We start from the raw sequence: 12633 nt of genomic DNA, 5'->3' as shown, positions 1-12633 counted from the left end.
CAAACCGTGGAGGAGGTAAGATGAGCGAAGTTCCGATTCCCCTCGATGTCGCTGCCGCCGAAGAGCACCTGATGCGGTTCCTTTCGATCGAAGGTGTGACCGGATACGAGGCCAATATCGCGGCGGCTGTCAGTGACGCACTGAAGGCCGTTGGCGTGTCAGCTTCGGCAATCCGCTTCGATGACGCCAATACCCGCATTGCGTTGCCAACCGAAACTGGCAATCTGATCGTAGATCTGCCTGGAACGCGCAGCGCACCAAGGCTGCTTTTCTCCACCCATCTTGACACAGTTCCGCTGTGCGCCGGGGCGAAGCCCCGAAGGGAAGGCGATCGCATCGTCTCCGACGGCACAACAGCACTCGGAGGCGACGCTCGTACCGGTGTGGCGCTTCTGGTTGTGCTTGCCGAAACGCTCATCAGGCACAAGCTGCCGCATCCGCCGATCACGCTGCTTTTCACGGTACGGGAAGAGAGCGGGCTTCACGGGGCGCGCGAGTTGAACCCCGCCGATCTCGGTGGCCCGGTCATGTGCATCAATGTCGATGGGCAGCTCGCCTCCGATCTGATCATCGGCGCGGTCGGACAGGAAAACTGGGAAGTCGAGATCAAGGGCCGCGCGTCCCACGCTGGCGTGGCGCCCGAAAAGGGCATATCGGCGACGCTGGTAGGAGCGATCGCCTTGACTGAGGCGCGGCAGGCAGGCTGGTTCGGCAAGGTTGTGAAACCCGACGGCCGGGGAACCAGCAATGTCGGCATTTTCGGCGGGAGGGATGGAAAGCCTGCGGGCGATGCAACCAATGTCGTCACCGACTACGCATCCATCAAGGGAGAGGCTCGCAGCCCCGAGGCAGCTTTCGCAACGAAGATCGCCAAGGGTTACGCAGATGCCTTCGGCAAGGCGAAGGGGCAGGTCAGAGATCATGAGGGCCAGACGGCAGAAGTAACGTTCAGCCACCAGACCTCCTACCCTCCTTTCAAACTCGCAGAGAACAGCCCGGTCGTGACGCGCGCCATCAAGGCGTTGAAGATGCTGGGTATCGAGGCCAGCTGTCTCTTCTCCAATGGCGGGCTGGATGCAAATTGGCTCGACAAACATGGCATCCCTACCATCACCATCGGTGCGGGCCAGGCCGAGATCCATACCATCAAGGAATACGTGAACCTTGCCGAATACGAGAAGGGCTGCCGCCTGGGCGTACTTATGGCGACACTGGAAGAGTAGCAGTCATGCCGCGGGTCGGCCGTAGGGCCGGCGAGGAACCAAGCGATTGAGCCCCATAGCGTACACTGCCACCATCATCGCAGCCGTCGTCGTCCTGTTCGTCTGGAACCGGCTGCCAGTCGTCGTTGTCGCGATGGCGACGGCCACCGCGTTGTGGGCAACCGGCGTCCTGACGATTGATCAGGCGCTCGGCGGCTTCGGTGATCCCGCGGTGATCTTCATAGCCTCCCTCTTCATCGTCAGCGCCGGCCTCGACGTGACGGGCGTCACCGCATGGGCCGGGCAACTTCTGATCCGTGGCGCAGGCGAAGAGAGCCGCGCCCGCCTGCTGCTGCTGACGATGAGTATGGTCGCGCTCCTTACGGCGCTGATCAGTGTCAATGGCGCCGTGGCTGCACTCCTGCCAGTGGTGGTCGTCATCGCCGTCCGCCTGAAGCGAAGTTCGGCCCAGCTGCTCCTGCCTCTCGTTTTTTCCGCGCATGCCGGCTCAAAGTTGGCTCTGACGGGATCGCCAGTGAACGTGTTGGTGTCGAACGCGGGCAGCGACGCCGGCGTGGGCAGCTTCGGTTTCTTCGAATTCGCGCTTGTAGGCTTGCCGCTGCTGGCAGGAACGATGGCCATCATCATAGTGTTCGGAAAACGGCTGTTGCCCGAACGCAACGGCGCGACCATGCCTGCCGACTTCAGCCGCCATGCGAAGACGCTCGTCGAGCAATACGGCCTTGCCAGCGGCGTCTACCAAATGCGCGTGCGCGCAAGTTCGCCGTTTATCGGCATGCCCGCGTCTGCGATCGAGTTGGGCACCTATCCCGACCTGCAAGTCGTCGCCGTTCAGGAGGGTGAAACGGCCAGCCCGCTTCGCAGACCTGTTATCGCCGAGGGGGATCACCTGCTGCTGCGGGGCGACGCCGAGTCGGCCGCTGCGTTCGCTGCCGACAAACACCTCGCATTTAGCGAGTCGGCGGCGCCAGGGCAGGGAGAGGAGACGCTGTTCAACCGCAGCTCGGGCCTCGCCGAGGTGGTTATCCCGCCACGCTCCGGCCTTATTGGCCAGAACGTTTTCCCGGGCATGGTCACCGAGAGCGGCGACCTGATCGTCCTTGCCGTGCAGCGCGCCGGCGCAGAGGTGGTCGCAACCAACGCAACACGAGATGCAGGAGGTATCGTGCTGCAGGCCGGGGACACGATGCTCCTGCAGGGAACGTGGAAAGCTCTCGATCACCGCCTCAAGGATCCGGATGTCCTGGTCGTCAATTCGCCCGAACTGGTGCGTCGTCAGGCGGTGCCGATGGGGCCGGGTGCCCGCCAGGCCGTTGCCATTCTGATCGCGATGGTCGTGCTCCTCGCCACGGGCATCACCCCGCCAGCGGTAGCCGGCCTGCTCGCCGCCGGAGCGATCGTCCTGTCGGGGATCATGAGTGTCGATCAGTCCTACCGAGCCATCGATTGGACGACCGTGATCCTTGTCGGCGCGATGATGCCGCTGTCCACCGCCATGGTCGAGACAGGCGCCGCGAAACTGATGGCAGAGCATCTGGTGTCGCTGGTCGGCGACGCCGGTCCCATTGCCCTGCTCGCCGGCCTGTTCGTGCTGACTGCCATAATGGGGCAGCTCATCAGCAACACCGCGACTGCTCTCATCGTCATCCCGATCGGGGTCGCAGCCGCGCTAACCATGGGTATTTCGCCCCGTCCCGTGCTCATGAGCACCGCCGTGGCGGCGGCCGCAGCATTCCTGACGCCGATCGCAACCCCCACGAACCTGATGGTCATGGGTCCCGGCGGTTACGCTTTCGGTGACTACTGGAAGCTTGGTCTACCGCTCATGCTCTGGTTCTTTGTCGTGGCCGTGCTCATAGTGCCGATGATCTGGAGCTTCTGAATTGCCATGAATGCCCGCTGGGTTCCGGTTCTGCTGGGCATCATCTGCGCAATTCTCTTGCTGGCCGCGCTCTATTTCGCCGACGCGATCATTGCGCCGGTCGCCTGCGCCCTCTTTATCATCGCGATCGTCTGGCCGGTTCAGAAACGGCTGCAGGCACGCCTGCCGCAGCTTCTGGCGCTCGCCATTGTTGTAACGCTCGTCATGCTGGTCTTCATCGTGTTCGCGTCCGTCGTGGCCTGGGGTTTCGGTCGGATCGGCAGATCCGTCATCGCCGAGACGCCGCGGCTTCAAGCGCTCTACGAACAGGCGACAGCCTGGCTGGAGACGCACGGGATCGCCGTTGCCGGCCTATGGGCGGAGCATTTCAATGTGCGCTGGGCTGTGGCGGCGATGCAGGGCCTGTCAGCACGGCTGAACACGACGATCTCGTTCTGGATCGTGGTACTGATCTACGTGCTGCTCGGCCTGCTCGAGGTCGGCCCGCTGGCGCGTAAAATCCCCAGCATCTTCAGCGGCGAGGCTGCGCGCATCCTGATCGTCGGCGGCGAACGCACAGCAGCCAAGCTGCGCCGGTACCTGGTGATCCGAACGATCATGAGCATTGCAACGGGTGGCATGATCTACGTGTTTACCCTGGCGCTTGGCCTGCAGCTTGCCACGGAGTGGGGCGTCATCGCCTTCACTTTGAATTTCATCCCCTTCGTCGGCCCGTTCGTCGCAACGCTGCTGCCGACCTTCTACGCGCTGGCCCAGTTCGAATCCCTGTATTCCGCACTTTTCGTCTTTGCCTGCCTCAATCTCATCCAGTTTGCGATCGGCAGTTATGTAGAGCCGCGTTTGGCCGGCAAGGCGTTGGCGCTGTCGCCCTTTCTCGTGCTGTTTTCTGTCTTCCTTTGGATGTTCCTCTGGGGCCTGTTCGGCGCCTTCATCGGGGTCCCGATAGCAATTGCAGTGCTGACCTTCTGCGCCCAGTCTCCGTCGGCTAGGTGGCTCGCCCAGTTGTTAGGCGCCCCTGACGATGAGGTGGGAAGCGCCCAAGGTAGATAGGGACGATAAGAGCAGCCAGCCCCGGAAATTAACGTTTCACGCGGGCTCGGATTAGACCGAGAACAGTCATCAGAACGACGCCACCGAGCAGGCCCGATACGCCGACCCCGATCAGGACGGCAGGGGTAAGCCCGCCCAGCCCGCGCATGACGGAATCGGCGGCGTTTTCAGCGTGCCCAACCAAGTGGCCAATGCCGGGAGTCTGCGCAGCTACGAAAGTCAACGCAAAACCTCCGGCCATGCCGGCCAGAACGGCTGCGATCTTGGTAAGTTCAACGCTGGGCCACCACCACCGCACAGCGAGTGCCCCCGCCGCGCCGCAGAGCATCTCGATGGCGATGGCTATGACAGTTTCGGTCGGGGACAACAGTCACTTTCTCCAGCACGAACGGGAGCGGCGATGCCGCCTACGCCGACGGCGCCGAACCGGCTTCTGCGGAATGGCGCTTGAGGGCGTCGCGCAGAACCTGCTCCTTGGTCTCGTCGAGCGAGGTCTTGAGGACGATTCCACCGAAGCCCTGGATCTGCTTCAGAACCTTGTCTTCGGTCATCTCCTGAATCAGCAGGAAGAGCGCGGCATTGCCTGGCACGATGCTTGCCGACAGATCTTTCATGAAGGCATCATTGATGCCGACATCGGTCAACGCGCCCCCAAGCGCACCCGAAGCCGTGCCAACCGCCACGCCTATAAGCGGATTGAGGAATAAAATCCCGATGAGCAATCCCCAGAAGCTGCCGGAAACGGCGCCGGTAGCCGTGGTGTTCATAAGCTGGTTCAGCTTGACCTTTCCCGCCTCGGTCTTGGTGGCGATGACAGCGTCGCCAAGCTTGATCACATATTCCTTCTGTAGACCGAGCAGGGTTTGGCGGACTTCTTCAGCCTTCGCCTCGGTGGGATAAACAATGACGATGAGGGTTGACATGGAGGCTCCTGTCGACGGCAGCCATTAGGGCTGCGTAGGGGGTGCCGTATTTTAGGGCGTCCAGCACCTGAAGAAATCGGCATGGAGTCCTGCTTATGTGCCCCATGTCTCTTTTTCGCAGCGCCGGGGAATCGATTGACTGATGTCAAATCCGTTTCCAGTCTTGCCACAGCCTGAGGCAACTAACTTGGCCTCACGCTTCATCATGCCGGCGTCGCTGGCGAAATCGGGCGATAGGCCGAGGGAACAGGAGCGCTTTGGAGAATATCGTCCGATGTAGGACGAGAGGCACAGTTTTGGAATTCTGGGCCAATGGCAAGGCGGCCAGAAGACGCTATCGTCAACAACGGAAGCGGAAGCATCCTAAGCTGTGGTCACGGTCCATCTGATGATCTCCGAGCGTTCCTTTCTCCATCAATGACCGCTCAAGCCGAAGCGACCTTGATACACAAAAGGACTTGATCATGTCGGACCTATCCAAAAAAGGCCTCGACCGTCGCGATCTGATAATAGCATCCATCGCGACGGTTGGCGCGGCGGCCGCCTTCGCGGCCAACGCTGGTTCTGCAACCGCCCAGGACGTAGCGGCTCCCTCTGCCGACGCCGCATCCGGTGGGTCTCAGGGTACGGTCTATACCGGCGAAGTGATCCAAGGGAAGAAGGTCGTCAGTGCGCTCGACGTCAGCGACCTGGAAGCCGGGCAGAAGCACCTCTTGTACTTTCAGGGCGTGCAGATGCCCACCGGACAGTATTGGTATGTGTCCGTGGCGGTCGCCAAGGGGGCAAAGCCGGGCAAGCGCGTCGTTCTGACCAGCGGTGTGCACGGCGACGAGATGAGTTCCGTGCATACGGTCCTGACCGTGATGAACCAGCTCGATCCAGCGGAAATGTCGGGCACGGTGATGGCGGTCACGGAACATCGCCCGATGGAGGGCATGCAGCGCAGATGGCCCAATTCGGGCAGGGGCGCCGGCCTGATCGACATGAACCGGGAATGGCCCGGGAACGAGAACGGCTTCACCGCGCCCAGCCGGCACGCCGGGCTGCTGTTCAACCGGCTGCTGCGGCCGAACGCCGACGCGGCGATCGACTTCCATACTGGGACAAGCGGATTCGAAGTCACCGCATTCAATATTGCAAGCATGGATGTGCCCGAGATACGGTCGATGGTGGAACTCTACCCGGTCGGCCAGATCTTCGACAATCATACATATCCCGGTGTCCTGCATAACGCGTTTGTCGACGCGGGTATCCCGTCTTTTTGCCCGGAGGTCGGCGCTGCGCGCGTCCTCGATCTCGAGATGATCCCCCTGTTCGTGGAGGGCACGATGAATGTCCTCAAGCATCACGGCATCCTGGCCGGCCCAATGGGACGGACAGGCAAGGACGTGGGTGTTTTCTTAGGCAACAGCGCGGTTCCGGTCGTGGCAACCCAGGGCGGGTTTATCGAGCATCTGGTCAAGCTCAACGACAAGGTCGAAGCCGGACAAAAGGTGGCCATCCAGCGCAACAGCTTCGGCGAAGTGGTCGCGGAATATACAAGCAGCGTTAATGGAGAGATTGCGGGCCAGCGCAGCGAAGTACCGTCCGAGCCTGGCGACCCCTTGGCATTCATCCTTTTCAACAAGGCGGGGCCGGATGGCGGTGAACTTACCCAGAGTGAGTACGCCGCGACAGCGCCGAGAAAGGCGCCAGCTCCGACTCCGGCTCCTGCGTCCGGTTCCTGCCCCCTTTTCGGTGGCGCCAAGGACGGCAACACGCGGACAGGAGGCAAGTTTTGTTTTCTACTCATCTCGATCTTAGCTTCGATGGAGAGAGGTCATGAGCACAGAGTCCTGAGTTTTGTCTGGTTGTCCCTAAATTATGGACCGGCACCGTCTTTGCCTTGACAAGGCAGCCGACGACGAATTGTTCTCGAAGAGCCCGTCGATATGGAGGAAGTCTTATGCGTCGTCTTTTGTTCGCTTGCTTTGGTGTAGCTCTCAGCTTCGTTCTCCCTGTAGTTTCGTCAACGCCCGCCCATGCAGTCACGATAAACATGAATATCGGCACCAGCCTCAATAATGGCCGTGCCATCACTTGTCGTGACGGCGAGCGAATCTTGCGCAATCGCGGCTTCAGAGACATTCGACGTGTCGATTGCCGCGGGCGGTTCTTCGTCTATCGCGGCAGGCGCGGCGCAGGCCGTTTCGAAATTGCGGTGAGCGCGAACAATGGCCGCGTCGTCGATCTGCGTCGCCTTAGAAGATAATGGTTTGGGCTAACTTTCCAGGGTCTGGATTCCGTTAGACTCAGCCTGAGGACTCGATCGTTGCGCCGTCCCTACGAGTTTGTTGTCCGTTAAACGCTGAGGACCAATGGGTTGCGCGTCCTGACCAAGCTCGTACATTCATTCCCCGCGACAGGGATACTGGTAGCGACCCTTGCGTTCGCGGTCTCGCTTACGCCCAGCCTTATACCACGATCCTATCTGGTCCAGGGTGTGCTTTCGGGACTTTCAGCTGCACTCGGATACGGCATCGGCTTCGTCGCTTATTCGCTGTGGACCTATCTCGAATTGCCGCAGCTACGGGACCGAACCCTGAAGGCGATGAGAATTGCAGTCGCCGGCACGTGCGTTGTGATTGCCGCTGTCTTCCTTTGGAGAACTCTGGAATGGCAGAATTCGATCCGCGTTTTGATGGATCTCGCTCCGCTGGACACCGCGAGTCCGCTCAAGACAGGGATTGTCGCTGTCGTCGTATTTGCGACACTCATGTTGTTGGCACACCTTTTCAGGCACACCTTCCTGGTGTTCTCCGGCTGGCTTGGGCGCTTCGTCCCGAGGCGGGTCTCCCATCTTGTCGGCGGCCTGCTGGCGGTCGCGCTGTTCTGGTCGGTCGTCGAGGGACTGGTCTTCAGCCTGACGCTTCGAATCCTGGATTCTTCGTTCCAGGAGATGGATGCTCTCATTGAAGATGACCTCAGCAGGCCCGCGCAATCGATCAAGACGGGAAGCGCGGCTTCTTTGCTGTCATGGGAAGAACTCGGCAGGCAGGGCCGCAGGTTTGTCAGTTCCGGTCCAACAGCGGCAGAGATAACCACTTTCTTCGGGGAAGGGGCTGTGGACCCTATTCGGGTGTATGTCGGAATGAGTTCGGCCGACACTGCGGATGAACGCGCGAAGCTGGCCTTGCAGGAATTGAAACGTACCGGCGCGTTCGAGAGATCCATACTGATCATCATCGTGCCGACTGGTACCGGCATGATTGATCCGGCTGCGCTGGACCCGGTTGAATATCTTCACAGGGGCAATGTCGCGAGCGTCGCAATGCAATACTCTTACCTCGCCAGCTGGTTATCCCTCCTGGTCGAGCCGGACTACGGTGCGGAGGCCGGCGACGCGCTGTTCCAAGAGGTCTACACCTACTGGTCTTCGCTTCCACGCGACGCCCGCCCGAAACTCTACTTGCACGGCCTAAGCCTCGGGGCGATGAACTCTGAACAGTCGGCGAACCTTTACGATGTCGTCGCAGATCCGTTTCAAGGCGCCTTGTGGAGCGGGCCACCTTTCGCAAGCCGCACCTGGCGATCCGTTACCGACGCCCGCAATTCCGGATCGCCCGAATGGCTCCCCCGCTTTCGCAACAGCTCGATCTTCCGGTTCACCAATCAGAACGATGCCTTGGACATTCCAGACGCGGAGTGGGGACCGATCCGGATAGTCTACCTTCAATACGCCAGCGATCCGATAACCTTCTTCGACGTCGCCACGCTTTATCGAGAACCCGATTGGATGAAAGAGCCGCGCGGACCCGACGTATCGGAAGAGGTTCGCTGGTATCCGCTTATCACGATGCTGCAACTGACGGTCGATATGGCAATAGCGACGACGTCTCCAATGGGCTACGGCCATGTCTTTGCACCGCAGCACTATATCGATGCGTGGCTGGCCGTAACCGATCCGCCGAGCATTACACCTGAAGACGTTGCTCGGCTGAAGGTCCTTTTCATCACGCGCGGGACGACGCCTGTCAGCGGATAAATCAGTTTTGTCATTGTTACAAAAGTAGGAGAAACGCCGTGAAGCTGCTGTCAGCCCTTGTTGCCGCAGCCATATGCTGCCTAGCGTCGCACGGCGCGTATGCTACGGATGTGAAACTGTCCGGCAGCGCCTTCTACCGGGAGCGGATTGCGCTACCCTCAGATGCCACTCTCCTTGTGGAATTCATAGATCTGGCCAAGCCAAAAACCGCCCTGGCCGCAACTGCGGTGGCGCCGGCCGGACAAGTTCCCATTGCCTTTGGCCTGGTTGTCGATTCAAGCAAACTCTCGAACGGAGAGGCCTATGCGATACAGGCCCGCATTGAGGTCGGCGGCTCCGCCTGGTTCGCCAGTGCCGAGCCGACCCCGGTCGATCTGGCGAGAGCGGGAGAATTGTTTTCAATCCTCCTCGTTCAGGCAGGCAGTAAGGACGCAGAGGAGGCTTCCGGCGTCTCGCTGGCAGGTACCGAATGGAGGGTTTTAGAGCTGGACGGCAAGAGCGCCGATACGAACGTGACGTCGACGCTTATTTTTGATGCTGATGGCGCGGTGAGCGGCAATGGTGGCTGCAACGCTTTTCGCGGCGACGTCGACATGGAAGGTACGACAATGAAATTTGGCCAGCTGGCATCGACAATGATGGCCTGCGAAGATGCCAAGTCCGTTCAAGAGGCGGTCTTCCACGCAGCGCTTTCGCAAACTGCGGCGTATTTTGTACAGGATGGAAATCTGATGCTCGTCGATGCTGCTGGTAAGACCATCGCTCGCCTGGGAGCGCCGTGAGGCGGCTAAGCTGACGTTAGCGCGGACTCGTGCTCAGTCCGGTCAGGTTCCATCTACAGTGCGGAGTAGCTGGTAAAGCGTTTGCGGCCCTTCGTGTCGTGCCTGGCATTGCTGCGCCACGACTAAGCCATCGCTCGCCCAACCTATATCCCGTGCTTCCTTCGGTGAAATGCCGAATTCGTGCCTGAACGTTCGACTGTAGCTGGAAGCATCGACGAAGCCCCATTGCTCGGCGATCCGGGATATGGACCGCGTATCGCCAATGTCGGAGAGCGCGTCCCGCGTTCGCAGTAGCCGCTGCCTCCGAATGTAAGAAGCTACTCCCCCGAGCGGCTCGAAAATTCTGTATAGCCGGGAGCGGGACACGCCAAGTTCCGCGCACAGCGTTTGGGATGTCAGTTGGTGATCCACAAGTCTGCCGTCAATCATCCGTCGCGCTCGGCCTAGAAATGTCGCGTCGATTGGGGTTTGTGCTTCTCTCAAGCGATCCTGGGAGGGCGCGAGACATACGGCCACAAGGCTTCGTGTTGCCTCGACGACGTATGGTATCTCCGGCGACTGCAAATCCGCCAGCGACCGGTTGAGAAGAAGCAGGTAGTCTGCCAGCAGCTTACCGAGCCCTCCTTCGAACTTGGCATCCAACATTCGATGGAGCCCGGCAGTCGAGGTAAACAGATCGTTTGGGATGAAGAGCGTAAGGACCCCGTCGTGATTGATTTGTCTATCGAACGGGCTGGCCAGGCAGTGCAGTTCAGGCACAGCTTTCTCGCCTTTATGCCACTCACCCGGCAAGCAAAACGGCAGGGTGACATACCAATGGTCAAGAACGGCATTTTTCAGATGCTTCTGGCGATGAGCATGATTTTCGCCTGGAAGCTCAGTTCGCATAAAAGCGAGTCTATCCAGGTTCCACACCGTTTGGCGGGCCGGAAAGGATTGAGGACAATCCCGCACGGCTGACAAGTCCATCACGCCTCGATTGGCGAAACGGAAAGCCGGAAATTGCTCGTGAGGTTGAAAGCTAAAGGTTGAAAAATCAAGAGAATGCGTAAATTTCGCATTCTTACTTTTGTGCTCTTCGAGCGATTGGAGCGCGGAGTCTTGATACATTAGATGACTCTAAATTACCGTTGCTCCGCGTAATTCCCAAACAAACATCGCCTTTTTGTACCATATCGTACCACGCACAAGCCTCAAAGACAAAATTGACAGAGCGTGTCAGCAATTGTCCTTGAATTGGGCCTGATGGCTCGATGCTTGCGAAACGGCCAATCTTCTGAAAAGAACCAATCTAGCAGTATCGGCGTTGGAAAATGCTTCTTCATCCGTGAATGATAAAGTAATGGAGAATGCGGCGGGTTGGAATTGGCCCATCCCGTATCTCGATCATTGACAGCCAGTCCCGATGTTTGCCCTAGACCGGCTTCGCCGGCCTGAGCATCGCCGAGTAGGTGAGCAGCGCCGAGGCGAGATAGAGCAGCAGGAAGACGACGTTGAGCGACAGCACCAGATCGGGCGTGTCCAGGATATGGGTCAGCACATAGGTCAGCAGCACCGCCTTCATCCCGGCAAGCAGCGCCAGGTTGATCGCCCGCACCAGCGTCTGGCCGCGCGCGAACAGAAGCTCGGCCTGGTATTCGACGAGATTGCGCAGGCCCGGCACGCAGATCGCCAGCGCCACCAAAGGGGCGGCCTCCGCAACATTCCTGCCGAGCGCGTTGGGGAAGAAATGCAGCACGATGGCGAGTGTCGCCAGCGCCAGCGTCGAGACCGCGAACACGCCGCCTTCGATGCCACTCCTGACCGAAAGGCGAGACAAAAGTTCCGGCGCCCGCATCATGCGCTGAACCAGCATCATCGAGAAGGTGCGGATCGGGATCGCCGTCAGGTCGACCAGCCGCATGATGATGGCATAGATGCCGGCGAGGTGCGGACCGCCGATCGCCAGCACCAGCAGCTTGTCGAATTCCATCTGCAGGTAGAACAGCACCTCTGCGCCGGCAACGTAGATGGAATCGGCGAGCCGCCGCAGATAGAGCGCCAGCCGCAGCCGCAGCCGCTGTCGCGGATAGAAAAATCCGAAGGCGATGAGCAGCGAGGCGGCGTTGGCGCCGATGTAATACCAGGACCAGGCTCCTATGGTCGGCTGCGCCGCGAACATGAACAGCACGGCGCCGAGCGCCCGCAAGGCCGTCGCCAGGATCGTCAGCAGGGCGGCGCGGCCGAATTTGCCGAGGCCGTTGTTGACGATCAGCGCCACCTCGACCGGCCGCCACAGCAACGCCTCGGCAAACACGATCGCCGCAAAGACCGACAGCGGCACGGTGCCGGCAAAGAAGACCAGGTAGACGCCGTAGGAGGCGGCAGCCAGCAACGGCAGCGATATCGCGCCAAGCAGCAGGAAGCCGGCCGTGAAGGTGCCGATCAGATTGGGGCGGATGGTGGCGGTTCGGTAAAGCGCCGAGATGAAGCCGAAGGCCAGGATGCGCGACAGCATCACGCCGGCCGCTGAAGCGGTGGCGAACATGCCGAATTCGGCGATCGACAGCGTGTTGGCCAGCGCGATGAAATAGGCGAGCGAAAACACCAGCCGCCCGCCCGCGCCGCTGATCGCCGAAAGATAGTCGCGTACCAGCCGCCGTCGCTCGGCGACGAAAACGCGGATCCGGGCGAGAAGCCGTTTTTGCGGGATGTTGCCAGCCTGAGTCATGTGTCGAGACAGCATAGGCCGGAAAGTTTAACGCGCGGT

The 12633-nt window shown here is 60.2% G+C and carries 10 protein-coding genes and 1 pseudogene; 7 read left to right on the top strand and 4 right to left on the bottom strand.

The genetic code is table 11. From position 1 onward, the window contains the following. Positions 1-20 precede the first annotated feature (20 nt). The 3 genes from AC0L2Z_RS19600 to AC0L2Z_RS19590 are packed head-to-tail and all read left to right on the top strand — an operon-like array spanning position 21 to position 4155. On the top strand, positions 21-1223 hold the full coding sequence (locus AC0L2Z_RS19600) for a M20/M25/M40 family metallo-hydrolase (protein WP_473629049.1): 1203 nt from the start codon (positions 21-23) through the stop codon (positions 1221-1223). A gap of 46 nt (positions 1224-1269) precedes the next feature. Next, a complete protein-coding gene (locus AC0L2Z_RS19595) occupies positions 1270-3105 on the top strand; it encodes an SLC13 family permease (RefSeq protein ID WP_473629048.1) in 1836 nt (611 codons plus the stop codon). A 6-nt stretch (positions 3106-3111) separates the two neighbouring features. Next, positions 3112-4155 (top strand): AI-2E family transporter, encoded by a 1044-nt coding sequence (locus AC0L2Z_RS19590; RefSeq protein ID WP_473511377.1) that lies wholly within the window; start codon positions 3112-3114, stop codon positions 4153-4155. Positions 4156-4183: 28 nt separating this feature from the next. On the opposite strand, the gene AC0L2Z_RS19585 is transcribed toward AC0L2Z_RS19590, so the two are convergent. Then, positions 4184-4522 (bottom strand): hypothetical protein, encoded by a 339-nt coding sequence (locus AC0L2Z_RS19585; RefSeq protein WP_473629047.1) that lies wholly within the window; start codon positions 4520-4522, stop codon positions 4184-4186. Positions 4523-4562: 40 nt separating this feature from the next. Next, a complete protein-coding gene (locus AC0L2Z_RS19580; protein ID WP_091595172.1) occupies positions 4563-5078 on the bottom strand; it encodes a DUF1269 domain-containing protein in 516 nt (171 codons plus the stop codon). Between the two features lie 464 nt (positions 5079-5542). Here AC0L2Z_RS19580 and AC0L2Z_RS19575 point away from each other — a divergent pair. From AC0L2Z_RS19575 to AC0L2Z_RS19560, 4 genes and pseudogenes are all read left to right on the top strand, one after another. Continuing rightward, positions 5543-6741 (top strand): annotated as a pseudogene (locus tag AC0L2Z_RS19575) (M14 family metallopeptidase). A 375-nt stretch (positions 6742-7116) separates the two neighbouring features. Beyond that, the gene (locus AC0L2Z_RS19570) at positions 7117-7329 is read left to right on the top strand and encodes a hypothetical protein (RefSeq protein ID WP_473629046.1); all 213 of its coding nucleotides are present in this window, start codon (positions 7117-7119) and stop codon (positions 7327-7329) included. Between the two features lie 96 nt (positions 7330-7425). Beyond that, a complete protein-coding gene (locus AC0L2Z_RS19565; protein WP_473629068.1) occupies positions 7426-9102 on the top strand; it encodes an alpha/beta hydrolase in 1677 nt (558 codons plus the stop codon). A gap of 38 nt (positions 9103-9140) precedes the next feature. Next, the gene (locus AC0L2Z_RS19560) at positions 9141-9884 is read left to right on the top strand and encodes an META domain-containing protein (protein WP_473629045.1); all 744 of its coding nucleotides are present in this window, start codon (positions 9141-9143) and stop codon (positions 9882-9884) included. A gap of 42 nt (positions 9885-9926) precedes the next feature. On the opposite strand, the gene AC0L2Z_RS19555 is transcribed toward AC0L2Z_RS19560, so the two are convergent. Beyond that, a complete protein-coding gene (locus AC0L2Z_RS19555) occupies positions 9927-10994 on the bottom strand; it encodes a helix-turn-helix domain-containing protein (RefSeq protein WP_473629044.1) in 1068 nt (355 codons plus the stop codon). Positions 10995-11298: 304 nt separating this feature from the next. Then, positions 11299-12594 carry a lipopolysaccharide biosynthesis protein gene (locus tag AC0L2Z_RS19550; RefSeq protein WP_473629043.1) on the bottom strand — a complete coding sequence of 432 codons (1296 nt, stop codon included), beginning with the start codon at positions 12592-12594 and terminating at the stop codon, positions 11299-11301. Positions 12595-12633: the final 39 nt, after the last annotated feature.

The sequence above is a fragment of the Mesorhizobium sp. WSM4850 genome (assembly GCF_055811735.1).
This window is presented reverse-complemented; position numbering and strand designations above follow the sequence as displayed.

Excerpts from the sequence above, each read along its gene's own strand:
- AC0L2Z_RS19550 (WP_473629043.1), bottom strand. The coding sequence starts at position 12,594 with ATGACTCAGGCTGGCAACATCCCGCAAAAACGGCTTCTCGCCCGGATC.
- AC0L2Z_RS19590 (WP_473511377.1), top strand. The coding sequence starts at position 3,112 with ATGAATGCCCGCTGGGTTCCGGTTCTGCTGGGCATCATCTGCGCAATT.
- AC0L2Z_RS19555 (WP_473629044.1), bottom strand. The coding sequence starts at position 10,994 with ATGTATCAAGACTCCGCGCTCCAATCGCTCGAAGAGCACAAAAGTAAG.
- AC0L2Z_RS19600 (WP_473629049.1), top strand. The coding sequence starts at position 21 with ATGAGCGAAGTTCCGATTCCCCTCGATGTCGCTGCCGCCGAAGAGCAC.
- AC0L2Z_RS19580 (WP_091595172.1), bottom strand. The coding sequence starts at position 5,078 with ATGTCAACCCTCATCGTCATTGTTTATCCCACCGAGGCGAAGGCTGAA.
- AC0L2Z_RS19570 (WP_473629046.1), top strand. The coding sequence starts at position 7,117 with ATGAATATCGGCACCAGCCTCAATAATGGCCGTGCCATCACTTGTCGT.